General features: G+C 35.1%; 21 protein-coding genes. 2 read left to right on the top strand and 19 right to left on the bottom strand.

The window, feature by feature from the left end; all coding sequences use genetic code 11:
* Position 1: 1 nt before the first annotated feature.
* The 19 genes from rpsH to rpsL form a co-directional block, all read right to left on the bottom strand.
* Positions 2 to 400 carry a 30S ribosomal protein S8 gene (gene rpsH, locus HGK31_RS13120; protein ID WP_104735697.1) on the bottom strand — a complete coding sequence of 133 codons (399 nt, stop codon included), beginning with the start codon at positions 398 to 400 and terminating at the stop codon, positions 2 to 4.
* Positions 401 to 460: 60 nt separating this feature from the next.
* Positions 461 to 730 carry a 30S ribosomal protein S14 gene (gene rpsN, locus HGK31_RS13115; protein ID WP_104735696.1) on the bottom strand — a complete coding sequence of 90 codons (270 nt, stop codon included), beginning with the start codon at positions 728 to 730 and terminating at the stop codon, positions 461 to 463.
* A 3-nt stretch (positions 731 to 733) separates the two neighbouring features.
* The gene (gene rplE, locus HGK31_RS13110) at positions 734 to 1,285 is read right to left on the bottom strand and encodes a 50S ribosomal protein L5 (RefSeq protein ID WP_104735695.1); all 552 of its coding nucleotides are present in this window, start codon (positions 1,283 to 1,285) and stop codon (positions 734 to 736) included.
* 2 nt (positions 1,286 to 1,287) lie between these two features.
* A complete protein-coding gene (rplX, locus tag HGK31_RS13105; RefSeq protein WP_104735875.1) occupies positions 1,288 to 1,599 on the bottom strand; it encodes a 50S ribosomal protein L24 in 312 nt (103 codons plus the stop codon).
* Positions 1,600 to 1,610: 11 nt separating this feature from the next.
* Positions 1,611 to 1,979: a 50S ribosomal protein L14 gene (gene rplN, locus HGK31_RS13100; RefSeq protein ID WP_103051232.1), complete on the bottom strand. Its 369-nt coding sequence runs from the start codon at positions 1,977 to 1,979 to the stop codon at positions 1,611 to 1,613.
* 2 nt (positions 1,980 to 1,981) lie between these two features.
* Positions 1,982 to 2,239 carry a 30S ribosomal protein S17 gene (gene rpsQ / locus HGK31_RS13095; RefSeq protein WP_191860606.1) on the bottom strand — a complete coding sequence of 86 codons (258 nt, stop codon included), beginning with the start codon at positions 2,237 to 2,239 and terminating at the stop codon, positions 1,982 to 1,984.
* A gap of 12 nt (positions 2,240 to 2,251) precedes the next feature.
* Positions 2,252 to 2,443: a 50S ribosomal protein L29 gene (gene rpmC, locus HGK31_RS13090; protein ID WP_104735694.1), complete on the bottom strand. Its 192-nt coding sequence runs from the start codon at positions 2,441 to 2,443 to the stop codon at positions 2,252 to 2,254.
* A gap of 12 nt (positions 2,444 to 2,455) precedes the next feature.
* On the bottom strand, positions 2,456 to 2,875 hold the full coding sequence (gene rplP / locus HGK31_RS13085) for a 50S ribosomal protein L16 (RefSeq protein WP_104735693.1): 420 nt from the start codon (positions 2,873 to 2,875) through the stop codon (positions 2,456 to 2,458).
* A 20-nt stretch (positions 2,876 to 2,895) separates the two neighbouring features.
* On the bottom strand, positions 2,896 to 3,612 hold the full coding sequence (rpsC, locus tag HGK31_RS13080) for a 30S ribosomal protein S3 (RefSeq protein ID WP_104735692.1): 717 nt from the start codon (positions 3,610 to 3,612) through the stop codon (positions 2,896 to 2,898).
* An 8-nt stretch (positions 3,613 to 3,620) separates the two neighbouring features.
* A complete protein-coding gene (gene rplV / locus HGK31_RS13075) occupies positions 3,621 to 4,028 on the bottom strand; it encodes a 50S ribosomal protein L22 (RefSeq protein ID WP_104735691.1) in 408 nt (135 codons plus the stop codon).
* Between the two features lie 6 nt (positions 4,029 to 4,034).
* Entirely contained in the window at positions 4,035 to 4,313 is a 279-nt protein-coding gene (gene rpsS, locus HGK31_RS13070) for a 30S ribosomal protein S19 (protein ID WP_104735690.1), read from the bottom strand.
* Between the two features lie 6 nt (positions 4,314 to 4,319).
* The gene (gene rplB / locus HGK31_RS13065; RefSeq protein WP_104735689.1) at positions 4,320 to 5,147 is read right to left on the bottom strand and encodes a 50S ribosomal protein L2; all 828 of its coding nucleotides are present in this window, start codon (positions 5,145 to 5,147) and stop codon (positions 4,320 to 4,322) included.
* 10 nt (positions 5,148 to 5,157) lie between these two features.
* Entirely contained in the window at positions 5,158 to 5,448 is a 291-nt protein-coding gene (rplW, locus tag HGK31_RS13060; protein ID WP_103051226.1) for a 50S ribosomal protein L23, read from the bottom strand.
* A gap of 7 nt (positions 5,449 to 5,455) precedes the next feature.
* The gene (rplD, locus tag HGK31_RS13055; RefSeq protein WP_191860604.1) at positions 5,456 to 6,085 is read right to left on the bottom strand and encodes a 50S ribosomal protein L4; all 630 of its coding nucleotides are present in this window, start codon (positions 6,083 to 6,085) and stop codon (positions 5,456 to 5,458) included.
* Positions 6,085 to 6,702, bottom strand: a complete 618-nt coding sequence (gene rplC / locus HGK31_RS13050; RefSeq protein ID WP_104735687.1) for a 50S ribosomal protein L3 — start codon at positions 6,700 to 6,702, stop codon at positions 6,085 to 6,087. Before rplC ends, rplD begins: the two co-directional genes overlap by 1 nt.
* Before the next feature lie 128 nt (positions 6,703 to 6,830).
* Positions 6,831 to 7,136, bottom strand: a complete 306-nt coding sequence (gene rpsJ / locus HGK31_RS13045; protein WP_007650482.1) for a 30S ribosomal protein S10 — start codon at positions 7,134 to 7,136, stop codon at positions 6,831 to 6,833.
* Between the two features lie 12 nt (positions 7,137 to 7,148).
* A complete protein-coding gene (gene fusA, locus HGK31_RS13040; protein WP_104735686.1) occupies positions 7,149 to 9,278 on the bottom strand; it encodes an elongation factor G in 2,130 nt (709 codons plus the stop codon).
* A 6-nt stretch (positions 9,279 to 9,284) separates the two neighbouring features.
* The gene (rpsG, locus tag HGK31_RS13035; protein WP_104735685.1) at positions 9,285 to 9,761 is read right to left on the bottom strand and encodes a 30S ribosomal protein S7; all 477 of its coding nucleotides are present in this window, start codon (positions 9,759 to 9,761) and stop codon (positions 9,285 to 9,287) included.
* A gap of 22 nt (positions 9,762 to 9,783) precedes the next feature.
* Complete coding sequence (gene rpsL / locus HGK31_RS13030) at positions 9,784 to 10,158, bottom strand: 30S ribosomal protein S12 (protein ID WP_006795815.1); 375 nt, start codon at positions 10,156 to 10,158, stop codon at positions 9,784 to 9,786.
* A 177-nt stretch (positions 10,159 to 10,335) separates the two neighbouring features.
* Here rpsL and HGK31_RS13025 point away from each other — a divergent pair, with 177 nt between their 5' ends.
* Positions 10,336 to 12,033 (top strand): POTRA domain-containing protein, encoded by a 1,698-nt coding sequence (locus tag HGK31_RS13025; RefSeq protein WP_317169741.1) that lies wholly within the window; start codon positions 10,336 to 10,338, stop codon positions 12,031 to 12,033.
* Between the two features lie 120 nt (positions 12,034 to 12,153).
* Positions 12,154 to 15,276, top strand: coding sequence for a SusC/RagA family TonB-linked outer membrane protein (locus tag HGK31_RS13020; RefSeq protein WP_191860602.1), 3,123 nt, complete (start codon positions 12,154 to 12,156; stop codon positions 15,274 to 15,276).
* The last annotated feature ends 2 nt before the right edge of the window (positions 15,277 to 15,278 follow it).

The following is a 15,278-nucleotide window of genomic DNA, read 5'->3' as shown; positions in this document are numbered from 1 at the left end:
ATTAGTAAACGTAACAAAGTACTTCACCTCCAACATTTTCTCTTTGAGCTTGTTTTCCAGTCATTACACCGTGTGAGGTAGAAACGATTGCAATACCAAGACCATTAAGAATTCTCGGAAGTTCTTTTGAACTTGCGTACTTACGTAAACCTGGTTTACTTATTCTTTGAATCTTCTTAATTACAGGTTCTTTTGTTTCTTTGTTGTACTTAAGCGCTATCTTGATAGTCCCTTGTACAGCTGAATCTTCGAATTTGTAACTTAAAATATATCCTTGATCGAATAATATTTTAGTGATTTCTTTCTTTAAATTAGATGCAGGAATCTCAACCACTCTGTGATTGGCACGCACTGCGTTTCTAATTCTTGTTAAATAATCCGCTATTGGATCTGTATACATAGTTATAAATTTGCGGTAACGGTTTTTAACATTTGTTAAACCTGAAACCAATTAATAATATTACCAACTTGCTTTTTTAACACCTGGTATTAACCCTTGGTTAGCCATTTCTCTGAACATAACACGAGAAATACCAAATGTTCTCATATAACCTTTTGGTCTTCCTGTTAACTTACAACGATTGTGTTGACGCACAGGAGAAGCATTTTTTGGTAATTTTTGTAATGCTTCATAATCGCCAGCTTCTTTTAAAGCTTTGCGTTTTTCAGCATACTTTGCTACCATTTTTGCTCTTTTTACCTCACGGGCTTTCATTGATTCTTTAGCCATATCTTAATTCTTTTGAAAAGGTAATCCTAATTCGGTTAATAATGATTTTGCTTCTTTATCAGTATCAGCAGAAGTTACAAATGTGATATCCATACCAGAAATTTTGTTTACCTTATCGATATCTATCTCTGGGAAGATAATTTGTTCAGTAATTCCTAAATTGTAATTACCTCTTCCGTCAAATCCTGTAGCTTTAATTCCATTAAAATCTCTTACACGTGGTAAGGCTGATGTAATTAAACGATCTAAAAACTCATACATTCTTTCACCTCTTAACGTAACTTTTGCTCCAATTGGCATACCTTTACGTAGTTTGAAAGATGCAACGTCTTTTTTAGACATCGTTGCTATAGCTTTTTGTCCAGTTATAGTTGATAATTCTTCAACAGCATGATCAATTAATTTTTTATCAGCTACTGCTGCACCAACTCCTTTAGATAATACTATCTTTTGAAGTTTTGGCACTTGCATTACATTACTATAACCAAATTCGTCTGTAAGAGCAGCAATTACTCTGCTTTTGTACTCTTCTTTAAGTCTCGGTGAATATGCCATAACTATATTACTTCATTTGATTTTTTAGAAAATCTCACTTTATTATCGCCTTCCATTCTATATCCAACACGTGTCTCTTCACCTTTAGAGGTTAATAAAGACAAGTTTGAAATATGAATAGCTGCTTCTTTTTCTACGATTCCACCTTGAGGACTTTGTGCACTTGGTTTCATGTGTTTTTTCACCAAGTTTACACCCTCAACAATCGCCTTGTTCTTATCTATTAATACTTGAAGTACTTTACCTTCTGATCCTTTGTGATCTCCAGCTATTACTTTTACAGTATCTCCTGATTTAATTTTAAGCTTTGTCATTTTATTTTTCATTAAAGCACTTCAGGTGCTAATGATACAATTTTCATGAATTGTTTATCACGAAGTTCTCTAGCAACAGGACCAAACACACGTGTACCTCTCATTTCACCCGTTGGGTTCAATAACACACAAGCATTATCGTCAAAACGGATATAAGATCCATCTGGTCTTCTTACTTCTTTTCTAGTACGTACAACAACTGCTGTTGAAACAGCTCCTTTTTTAATGTTTCCATTAGGAGTCGCATCTTTAACAGAAACAACTATTTTGTCTCCTACAGAAGCGTATCTTCTTTTAGTACCACCTAATACACGAATAGTTAAAACCTCTTTCGCTCCGGTGTTATCAGCTACTTTTAATCTTGATTCAGTCTGTACCATAATTACTTCGCTCTTTCAATTATTTCAACTAATCTCCAACATTTAGATTTACTCATAGGTCTTGTTTCCATGATCTTTACAGTACCTCCAATGTTACAATCGTTTGTTTCATCGTGCGCAACATATTTTTTTGTTTTTAACACGAACTTTCCATACATAGGGTGTTTTACTTTCTTAACTTCAGAAACTACAATAGATTTCTGCATTTTATTACTAGTAACAATTCCTATACGTTCTTTTCTTAAATTTCTTGTTTCCATCTTTCTGCAGAATTATTGTAATTCTCTTTTTGTTAATTCTGTTGCAATTCTAGCTATTGTTCTTCTTACTGAACGCAATTGAATTGGATTCTCTAGAGGAGAAATTGCATGAGCCAACTTCATTTCAGTATAACTCTTTTTTGTCTCACCAAGTTTCTCTTGTAACTCAGCTACTGATAATTCTTTTACTTCTGATTGTTTCATCGTATAAATAAATTATGCTTCGTAATCTCTAGCAATTATAAATTTAGTTTTAACTGGCAACTTTTGTGCAGCTAAACGTAATGCTTCTTTAGCAACATCTAATGGCACACCACCTACTTCAAAAAGTATACGGCCTGGCTTAACAACAGCTGCCCAATATTCAACGGCACCTTTACCTTTACCCATACGTACTTCAAGAGGTTTCTTTGTGATAGGCTTGTCTGGAAATATTTTAATCCAGATTGATCCTTCTCTCTTCATGTAACGAGTAGCAGCAATACGCGCAGCTTCAATCTGACGTGCTGTAATAAAACTTGAGTCTAATGACTTTATACCAAAGGTACCACTTGAAAGTCTAAAACCTCTTCCGGCATTACCTTTCATGCGACCCTTTTGTTGCTTACGAAATTTTGTTCTTTTAGGCTGTAACATGCTTTCTTTTCTTTAAAAAATTACTTTCTACGACGTGATTTGTTATCTCTTCCACCACGTCCACCTTTTCCTTGCTTTTTAGATAAACCAACAAGCGGAGAAAGTTCTCTTTTACCATATACTTCACCTTTCATGATCCATACTTTAACACCTAATCTACCATAAGTAGTGTGTGCCTCAACTAAAGCATAGTCAATATCGGCTCTAAACGTTGATAAAGGAATACGTCCTTCTTTGTAATGTTCGCTACGTGCCATTTCAGCACCATTTAAACGACCACTAATTTGAATTTTTATTCCTTCAGCATTCATACGCATTGTTGCTGCGATTGCCATTTTGATTGCACGTCTATATGAAATTCTATTTTCAATTTGACGAGCAATACTCGAAGCAACTAAAAATGCATCAAGCTCTGGTCTTTTAATTTCAAATATGTTTATTTGAACTTCTTTACCAGTAATTTTCTTAAGCTCTTCTTTTAACTTGTCTACCTCTTGACCGCCTTTACCAATAATGATACCAGGACGAGCCGTTGTGATAGTAACGGTTACAAGTTTAAGAGTTCTTTCGATAATTACTCTTGAAACACTAGCTTTAGATAGACGTGCGTGAACGTACTTTCTGATCTTATCGTCTTCGGCAAGTTTATCGCCATAATCATTTCCTCCGTACCAGTTAGATTCCCATCCTCTGATAATTCCTAAACGATTTCCGATTGGATTTGTTTTTTGTCCCATATCTCTACTTAAGCTTGTGTGTTATTGTTAGCTCCAACCACTAATGTTACATGGTTTGAACGTTTTCTAATTCTGTGTGCACGACCTTGAGGTGCTGGACGCAATCTTTTTAACATTGTTCCACCATCTACTCTAATCTCCTTAACAAATAATTCAGCATCTTCAATACTTGCATCTTCGTTTTTAGCTTGCCAGTTTGCAATTGCAGACAATAACAATTTCTCTAAACGATTAGACGCTTCTTTTTGGCTAAATTTTAAAATATTAAGCGCTTTCTCTACGCGTTCACCTCTTACTAAATCGGCTACTAAACGCATTTTTCTCGGTGACGTAGGACAATTATTAAGTTTAGCAAAAGCAACTTGCTTCTTTTCTTCCTTAATAGCGTCTGCCATTTGTTTTTTACGACTTCCCATAGCTTACTACTTTTTACCTTTATTTTTAGCACCTGCATGACCTCTAAAAGATCTTGTAGGTGAAAATTCTCCTAACTTGTGTCCTACCATGTTTTCAGTTACGTAAACTGGAACAAATTGACGACCGTTATGTACTGCGATTGTTTGACCAACAAAATCAGGCGTTATCATAGAGGCTCTAGACCATGTTTTGATAACAGTTTTCTTGTTAGCTTCTACATTAGCAGCTACTTTTCTTTCTAATTTATAATGAACGTAAGGTCCTTTTTTTAATGATCTTGACATGACTTATTATTTCTTTCTACGTTCTACAATATATTTATTACTCGCTTTTGTTTTAGAACGGGTTCTATAACCTTTAGCAGGTATACCATTTCTAGAACGTGGGTGTCCACCAGAAGACTTACCTTCACCACCACCCATTGGGTGATCAACCGGGTTCATAACAACTGGTCTTGTACGTGGTCTTCTTCCTAACCATCTTGTTCTACCAGCTTTACCTGATACTAACAATTGATGATCTGAATTAGATACAACACCTATAGTAGCCATACAATCCGCTAATATTAAACGTGTTTCACCTGATGGCAATTTGATTGTAGCAAATTTTCCTTCACGTGCCATTAATTGCGCAAATGTTCCAGCACTACGCGCCATAACAGCTCCTTGACCAGGACGCAATTCAACACAAGAAATAATAGTTCCTAAAGGAATTTGAGACAATGGCATTGCATTACCAATTTCTGGAGCGATATTCTCTTTTCCAGAAACAATAGTTTGGCCTACTTGCAAACCATTTTGAGCAATGATGTATGCTTTCTCACCATCTTGATAGTTTAACAACGCAATAAACGCTGTTCTGTTTGGATCGTATTCTATAGACTTAACTTCAGCTGGAATTCCAGTTTTGTTACGTTTAAAATCGATAATACGATACCTTTTCTTATGACCACCACCTATGTAGCGCATGGTCATTTTTCCGCGACTGTTTCTACCACCAGACCTTTTTTTCGGAGCTAATAAACTTTTCTCCGGCTTATCAGTAGTAATGGCGTCATACCCATTTACTACTCTAAAACGCTGCCCTGGTGTGATTGGTTTTAATTTTCTTACTGACATTTGTCTCTAATTACATGTTACTGTATAAATCAATCATTTCACCTTCCGCCAGTTGTACAATTGCTTTTTTAACAGCATTTGTTTTACCATGTTGAATACCAGTTTTTGTGTATTTGGTACTCCTTTCTGGACGGACATTTATAGTACGAACTTTTTCAACAGAAACGCCATAAGCAGCTTCCACCGCTTTCTTGATTTCTACCTTGTTCGCCTTTGTATTCACAGCGAAAGTATAGCAGTTTCTTAACTCGCTATCAGCAGTCGCTTTTTCCGTGATTATGGGTTTAATTAAGATATTCATCTGTTTCTTATTTACTTAAATTCGTTTCAATTCCTTCTAAAGAACTCTCTAAAAGCACAACTTGATTTGCATTTAATATTTTGTAAGTACTTAATTCTGAATTAGTTATAACTTCAGAGCCTTTCAAATTGCGTGACGACAAATATACATTATTATTTGATGCACCCAACACAAAGAGAGATTTTTTGTTTTCTAGATCTAAAGCCTTTAAAACTGCTGTGAAGTTTTTTGTCTTTGGAGCATCAAAATTAAAGTCTTCTAATACTACAATTGACTTCTCGTTAGCTTTCATTGTTAAAGCTGATTTACGAGCTAAACGCTTCACGTTCTTATTTAACTTAAAACCGTAGTTTCTAGGTCTTGGACCAAACATACGTCCACCACCTTTAAAAACACCTGATTTGATACTACCTGCTCTTGCAGTACCAGTACCTTTTTGTTTTTTGATCTTACGCGTACTTCCAGTAATTTCTGCACGCTCTTTTGCTTTATGAGTCCCTTGTCTTTGGTTTGCTAAATATTGTTTAACATCCAAATAAACCGCATGATTATTAGGCTCAATAGCAAACACATCTTTAGAAAGTTCAACCTTTCTACCTGTGTCTTTTCCGTTAATATCTACAACTGCTACTTTCATTACTTTCTAATAATTACATAAGCGTTTTTATGTCCAGGAACACATCCTTTAACAACAAGTAGATTCTTTTCAGCAACTACTTTTAAAACTCTTAAATTTTGAACTTTTACTGTTTCGCCTCCCATTCTTCCGGCCATCTTCATACCCTTGAAGACTCTTGCAGGATAAGAAGCAGCACCAATTGATCCTGGCGCTCTTAAACGGTTATGTTGACCGTGAGTAGCTTGACCTACACCACCAAAACCGTGACGTTTTACAACGCCTTGAAATCCTTTTCCTTTAGAAGTTCCTGCTATATCAACAAACTCACCTTCATTAAAGTGCTCAACTGTTATAGCATCTCCTAATTTGTACTCCTCATCAAAACCTTTAAACTCAACGATTTTGCGTTTTACAGAAGTTCCTGCTTTTTTAGCGTGACCTAGATCAGCTTTAGTAGCACTTTTTTCTGTCGCGTCATCGAAACCAAGTTGCACAGCACTGTAGCCATCAACTTCTTCGGTTCTGACTTGGGTAACGATACATGGTCCAGCTTCGATTACAGTACAAGGAATATTTTTCCCGTTTTCATCGAAAATGCTGGTCATACCGATTTTTTTTCCTATTAACCCAGACATATTTATTAATTATTAATTGTTACTATTATATTTATTAAAATTCAAGGCTGAAAATACGTTTCAGCCCTGAATTGTATTTTTTACCGTTTTTCCCGCGACCGCATCGGTGGGACATGTTCGTGTCTTACTTACACTTTGATTTCAACTTCAACGCCACTTGGTAATTCAAGTTTCATTAAAGCATCGATTGTCTTTGAAGACGACGAGTAAATATCCAATAAACGCTTATATGAGCTTAATTGAAATTGTTCTCTTGACTTCTTATTTACGTGTGGTGAACGTAAAACAGTGAAAATCTTCTTGTGTGTTGGTAAAGGAATTGGACCTGTAACAACAGCACCAGTACTTTTTACTGTTTTTACAATCTTGTCAGCAGACTTGTCTACTAAATTGTGATCGTAAGACTTTAATTTTATTCTTATTTTCTGACTCATTTTTCTTTAGATTTAAGCTTCAACGCCTTTAGCTGCTTTAATTACTTCTTCAGATATATTTGAAGGAGTTTCAGCATAGTGTGAAAATTCCATTGTTGATGTTGCACGTCCTGAAGACAATGTTCTTAATGTAGTTACATAACCAAACATTTCAGATAATGGTACAGTTGCTTTAACAGTTTTTGCTCCTGCTCTGTCTCCCATATTACTCACCTGTCCTCTACGACGGTTTAAATCTCCTACTATATCACCCATATTCTCTTCAGGTGTAATAACCTCAAGTTTCATAATAGGTTCCATAATCACAGCTTTTGCAGCTTTTGCAGCATTCTTAAATCCAAGTTTTGCTGCCAATTCGAATGATAATTGATCCGAATCCACGTCATGGTATGAACCATCAGTTAATGTTACTTTCATAGCATCAACTTCATAACCTGCTAAAGGACCATTAATCATAGCCATTTTGAATCCTTTCTCAATTGAAGGGATAAATTCTTTAGGAACGTTACCACCTTTAATTTCAGACACAAATTCTAAACCTTCTTTACCTTCTTCGGCTGGTTCAAGAGTAAATACAATATCAGCAAATTTACCACGACCACCAGATTGTTTTTTGTAAACCTCTCTGTGTTCTGCTCTTCTAGTAATTGCTTCTTTGTATTCTACTTGTGGTTGACCTTGGTTTACTTCAACCTTAAACTCACGTTTAAGACGGTCAACAATAATATCTAAGTGAAGCTCACCCATTCCAGATATAATAGTCTGTCCTGAAGCTTCATCTGTTCTTACAGTAAATGTTGGATCTTCTTCTGCTAATTTACCCAAAGCCATACCTAGTTTATCAACATCGGCTTTTGTTTTTGGCTCTACAGCAATACCAATTACTGGATCAGGGAAATCCATAGATTCTAAAACAATTGGATGCTTCTCATCAGATAATGTATCACCTGTTTTGATATCTTTAAATCCTACTGCCGCTCCAATATCTCCTGCTTCGATATAATCGATAGCATTTTGCTTATTAGAATGCATTTGATAAATACGAGATATACGTTCTTTCTTACCTGAACGGTTGTTCAACACATAAGAACCTGCATCTAAACGACCTGAATAGGCACGGAAGAATGCTAAACGACCTACAAAAGGGTCAGTAGCAATCTTAAATGCTAATGCCGCAAAAGGAGCAGTTACATCTGGCTTACGAATCTCTTCTTTATCGGTATCAGGATTAACACCAACAATACCTTCTTTATCTACTGGAGAAGGCAAGTAACGACATACAGCATCTAACAAGAACTGTACACCTTTATTTTTAAATGAAGAACCACATATCATTGGAATGATAGCCATATCCATTACAGCAGCACGAAGCGCAGCATGCACTTCATCTTCCGTGATAGAATCTTCATCTTCCATGAATTTTTCTAATAAGTTCTCATCGTAAGTAGCTACTTCTTCTATAAGTAACGCTCTATACTTTCTAGCTTCCTCTTTTAACTCTTCTGGAATGTCAATAACATCAAAAGTTGCCCCTTGTGTTTCGTCATGCCAAACAATAGCTCTGTTTTTTACTAAATCAACGATACCTTTAAAGTCTCCCTCATCTCCAATATTCAAAACAATTGGAACAGCGTTAGACTTCAACATATCTTTAACCTGCTGACAAACTGCTAAAAAGTTAGATCCTTGACGGTCCATTTTATTAACAAAACCAATTCTTGGAACTTTATAGTTATCAGCTAATCTCCAGTTAGTTTCAGATTGCGGCTCAACACCATCAACTGCACTAAATAAAAACACTAAACCATCTAATACACGTAATGAACGGTTTACTTCAACCGTAAAATCAACGTGACCAGGAGTATCTATAATATTAAAGTGATACCCTTTTGTTTCAGGAGTCGGTTCAGCATTTTCCAAAGGAAACTGCCAAGTACAAGTCGTTGCAGCAGAAGTAATAGTAATACCTCTTTCTTGCTCTTGCTCCATCCAGTCCATAGTTGCAGCACCATCATGTACTTCTCCTATTTTGTGAGAAACGCCTGTGTAGAAAAGGATTCGTTCTGTAGTTGTTGTCTTACCTGCATCAATATGTGCAGCAATACCTATATTTCTTGTATATTTTAAATCTCTTTGTGCCATCTTAAATTAAAATCTAAAGTGTGAGAATGCTTTGTTTGCTTCAGCCATCTTGTGTGTATCAACACGTTTCTTAACTGCTGCTCCTTCTTCTTTAGCCGCTGCTAAAACTTCTGAAGCTAAACGCTGCGCCATAGACTTCTCGTTTCTCTTTCTTGAATAACCAATCAGCCATTTCATAGCCGTTGAAACTTTACGGTCTGGACGAATTTGCATTGGGATTTGAAATGTAGCACCTCCAACACGACGACTACGCACTTCTACGTGAGGCATCACATTTGATAAGGCATCTTTCCAAATTTCCAAGGCTGTTTTCTCGTCATCAGTTTTCTTTTCTTCTACGATATCAATTGCATCGTAAAACACTTTAAAAGCTACTGACTTTTTACCGTCCCACATCATCATGTTAACAAAACGTGTTACTAACTGATCGTTAAAACGTGGATCTGGTAAAAGCGGTCTTTTTTTCGCTTGTCTTTTTCTCATGTCTTCTTCTTAAAGTTTTTAATTACTTTTTAGGGCGTTTTGCACCATACTTAGATCTACGTTGTGTTCTACCTGCAACACCTGCTGTGTCTAAAGCACCACGAACAATGTGATATCTAACTCCTGGCAAATCTTTTACCCTTCCACCTCTAACCAATACTATCGAGTGCTCTTGTAGGTTGTGACCTTCACCTGGGATGTATGCGTTTACTTCCTTACCATTAGTAAGCCTTACCCTTGCAACTTTACGCATTGCCGAGTTAGGTTTCTTTGGTGTAGTAGTGTAAACACGCGTACAAACCCCACGTCTTTGTGGACACGAATCTAAAGCAGCCGATTTACTCTTCTTGGTTATTTTGGCTCTTCCTTTTCGTACTAATTGTGAAATTGTTGGCATATATTTCTATATAAATTTTATTTAACCTCTCATTTGAGGGCTGCAAAGGTAGAAATTAATTTCAATTTTTCAAATGTTAATAGATTAATTTTAAGCCGAAAACAAAATTCATTTAGCCTTCAATACAAAAACTGTAGTTTTTACGTTAATTTTACATTCCAAACCTAAAATGATAACGTGCACAAATCACTTGTTTTACTCCTTATTATATATGCAGGTTTTTCTTCCGAATTAATTGGCCAAAATTTACAATTGAAAATTAATGGTTCAAACAACATAGAAACCAGAATAATAGATTCCGTTAGCTATGTTAAATTCCACAAAGACGTTCAATCCATTGAAATAGAAGTTGACACCTTAAAACACAAACTCCAATCATTGGGATATATTGAATGTAAAACTCAACCGCTAACGAGGACTAACGACACCTTATTTACAGCATCACTTTTACTAGGAAACAAATACACGCTTATAAAAATTGACTATCAACCTGAATTAGTTTCAAGAGAAATAATAGAACTAATCTCTGATGATGTTACCGACTCGTATTTCACCATGCCTTTTAAAAGCATTGAATCGTCATTAGAGTTTATTAACTTGAAAATATCCGAAACTGGTTTTCCTTTTAATGAAATAAAGCTTTCTGATTTTGAGAAAATTGGCAACAATCAATTAAAAGCCCGTTTGACTTTAAAAAAGATAGATCAAAAAAGACAGATTGACAAAATAATAGTGAAAGGTTATGAGAAGTTTCCCAAATCATACTTGAAACATTATTTAAAGCTAAAAAAAGGAAACACATTAAACCCAACTAAAATAAAAAGCAAAACAAATTTGCTGCAAGACTTACAATTTGCAAGTCAGATTAAAGAACCAGAAATTTTATTTAGCAAAGACTCTACAATATTATATGTTTATATAGAAAAAAACAAAAGCAATAGTTTTGATGGTTTTTTAGGGTTTGGCACAAACGAAGAAACAAACAACCTGGAATTCAACGGCTACCTCAATCTAGACCTTATTAATAATCTAAACTTTGGCGAATCATTTTCTTTGATTTATAAGAGCGATGAAAATGAGCAAAAAACATTTAATGTTAAAATAGCCTTACCATATTTATTTGCCACTCCTTTAGGCACTGAATTAGAATTAAACATTTTTAAGAAAGATTCATCATTCACAACAGTCAATCAAAACGCACGCATATTTTACCAGTTAAATCCAAAAAACAAATTTTCTTTAGGCATAAAATCCACGCAATCAACCAATCTTCTTGATGATGAAAATCCAGATCCATTTGTAAAAGATTACAAAAGCAACATTTATAATGTAAGGTATGAGTTTTTACTTCGACAAAACTATAGTAGACTTTTTCGTAGAAACGCTTCAATTGATTTTGAGCTTGGGCTTGGTAATCGAGATATAGAATCAACCAAGACCTCTCAAGTAATAGCTCAATTAGACGCCTTCAAAATTTTAAATCTTAACGATAGGAATAGTATTTTTCTACGTACCCAAGGTTTTAGTTTATTTTCTGAAAACTATCTAGAAAATGAGTTAGTACGATTTGGTGGTATAAATTCTATCCGTGGTTTTGAAGAAAACAGCTTAAGCGCTTCCTTTTATTCACTTCTAAATACAGAATATCGCTATTTGTTAAGCAACAGTGTATATATTCATTCCATAATAGATTTGGCTTATTTTGAAAATGACATCACATCTCAAAAAGATAAATTATATGGTTTTGGCATTGGCTTTGGATTATTAACAAAAGCAGGCCTATTACGATTAAACTATGCGAATGGCAAAAATGAAAACCAAAGTTTTAAGTTTTCAAACTCTCAAATTCACATAAGCTTATCGGCAATTTTTTAGGTATTATGGTATGTTAAAAGCCAAAATTTTAAAAAAAAATTAAAATTTTAACCCTTAATTATTGTTTAATTAACTTTTTATTATGATTTTTGGCGTAGACTAATTCAAATAAAATATAAAATGAAAACAAAGTTTAGTGGAATTTTAACGCTATTCCTAGCGTTTGTTGTGCAACTTACGTTTGCGCAAGAAAAAACAATTTCAGGAACGATATCTGATGAAAACGGATTACCGCTCCCTGGAGTTAATATTATTGTAAAAGGTACAACAACTGGTACACAGACAGATTTTGATGGAAATTACTCCATTACTGCTAATACTGGTGACGTATTATCTTATTCCTTTTTAGGCTATACTACCAAAGAAATGACTGTTGGTACAGCTAACAACATTAGCTTTGCAATGGAAGTTGATAGTGAAGCTCTTGAAGAAGTTGTAATTACGGCCTTTGGTATTGCCAGAAAGAAAGATGAAATCACAACTGCTTACCAAGAAGTTCAATCAGAAGAGTTGGTTCAAGCACAAAACCCGAACGTTGTTCAGGGTCTTGCTGGTAAAGTTTCTGGTTTACAGATTAACACAACTAACAGTGGTGTTAACAAAAACACTAACATTAGACTTCGTAGTTTAGTTACAGTAAGTGGTAACAACAGTGCATTAGTTGTTATTGATGGTGTGATTACTGATTTAGATTTATCTGATATTGATCCAAACATCATTGAAACTGTGAACGTATTAAAGGGTGCGAATGGTGCGGCACTTTATGGTTCTCAAGCTTCTGGTGGTGCGGTAATCGTTACTACTAAAAAATCTGTTGGTGGTGGCGATAAGTTTACCATTAACTTCAATTCAGCTATTGATATTGAGTCTGTTGCGTTTGTACCAGACAGACAATTACGTTATGGTCAAGGATGGAATGGTGTTCACACATCTTATGAAAATGGTGGATGGGGACCTGAATTTGATGGTCAAATAGTACCTGTAGGTTTGCCTCTTGAGGATGGAACTTACCGCTATTTCCCTTATAGTCCTATTAAAGACAATATTAAAGAATTCTTTAAAGACGGAGTAACTACTCAAAACACAGTTTCGTTATCTGCTGGTAACTTAGATACAGGTTATGTATTTTTCTCTGCCAACCGATTAGATTCTGAATTCGTGGTTGAAAACGACAGATTAAGAAGAAACGCCTTTAACTTTAAAGCTGGTAAAAAAGTTGGTAAGTGGAGTTTAGAAGGAAACGTTAGTTATATAAATAGTAGAACTGAACAAACTAATGGTGGATTGTTTACTGAATTACTTCAAACAGCTACCAACATTCCTGTTGAAGAATTTGATGATCCTAATAACGCAACGCACTGGACTTCATATTATCGTAGTCCTTACTGGATTCGTGATAATGAAAGAAATGACACCAGAAGTAACCAATTTAATGGCGTTGTTAATTTAGGTTATGAAATCAATGACAACATTGACATCAGATATAATGGTAACATTTTTACCAGATCATTTGATATCCAAAACTGGGTAAATGGTTATGTTGACACTTTAAACGTAGGTGGTGGTGATCATACAACACAAAGTTCTTACGGTCGTCGTAATACTATGCAAACTGATTATTATGGTGATTTAATCGTTAACTTTAATTATGAGTTGACTGATGATATTTCATTAACGGCTAACCTTGGTAACAATATTCAAGATCGTTACTTCTCATCTACTGAAATTAGTGGTAGTAACGTGACTATTGACAATTTTTATAACATTACTAACATTACTGGTAATGCTAACATTAATGGTTACAGTCCTGGTAATCGCTTAAACGGTTGGGAGCGTAGAAGATCTTATGCTTTTTATGGGAATTTACAGTTAGATTACAAAGATTTTTTAACACTAAACCTAACAGGACGTAATGACTGGACTTCAATTTTAAATGAAGCTAATAATTCATTCTTCTATCCTAGTGTAGGTGTGGCGTTCATACCAACTAAAGCGTTTGACAACTTTGGTGGTGATGTTTTAAACTATTTGAAAATTGCTGGTAACTGGGTAAAAGTAGGTAATGATGGTGCTTTTTCACCATATGATACAACCCCAGTTTTAGAACAAACTGCAGGTTTCCCTTATGGAACTATCAATTCATTTAGCCAAGATACTTCAATTACGAATCCTTTCATTGAACCAGAATTCATTGAATCTATTGAGTTTAACTTAAGTGCAGGATTTTTGAAAGACAGAATTACGGTTGATGCATCTTACTATACGACTAAAACAACTAACTTGATTTCTAACAAGGCTGTAGGATATTCTTCTGGTGTAACTCAAGTAAGAGATAACATTGGTGAATTATCATCAACAGGTTTTGAAGTTGATTTAGGATTAAGACCTTTCTGGTCTAAAGATTCTGATGGTTTCAGATGGCAAGCAAACTTCTCTTATGCAACTAATGAGAGTATCGTTGAAGAATTAGAAGGTGATGCAGAACAAGTAGCAATTAATGCTTTTACAAATAACGCAAACCCAGTTGGTATTTATGCTATAGAAGGTCAAGAATTCCCACTTATTCAAGGAGCTTCTTATGCTAGAGACCCACAAGGACGTGTAATAATTGACCCAACTACTGGTACACCAGTTCAAAATCCAGATTTAACTGTATTAGGAAAGACTAACCCTGATTACATTATTGGATTAAATACGTTTATGACTTATAAAGGCATCCGTCTGGCTGCTACTTTTGATTACAGAACTGGTCACCAATTCTGGTCAGGTGGTAAGTCATGGTTATCATGGTCAGGTCATTTAGTAGAGTCTGCTCAAAATGGAAGAACTGGATTTATTTATCCTAACTCGTCTGTGAATGTTGGAACTGCTGAAAACCCAGTTTATGAAGCTAACACAGGTATATTAACTGGTGGTACTTCGTACTCATCATTCTTGAACTATTACTCTAATGATTACTACACAGTAACTGAAAACTTTGTGCTAGACGCAACTGCTTTCAAGTGTAGAGAATTAGCATTATCGTACACGTTACCATCAAAAATGTTAGAAAATACTTTGATGAAAGCTATAACGATTGGTGTACAAGCAAGAAACCCATTTATGATTTTACCAAAAGAAAACAGAAACTACAACGATCCTGAAACATCTCAAACTACTAACATCGCTGGTGGTGGTTTAGCTGCAATTGGACAGTATCCTGTGACAAGAACTTTTGGTTTTAAACTTAATGCAACATTTTAATA

Origin of the sequence: Hanstruepera ponticola (assembly GCF_012931685.1) — a bacterium.
Lineage (GTDB): Bacteria > Bacteroidota > Bacteroidia > Flavobacteriales > Flavobacteriaceae > Hanstruepera > Hanstruepera ponticola.
Note: the sequence above shows the minus strand (reverse complement) of the source record. Positions and strands in the feature narration are given on the sequence as shown.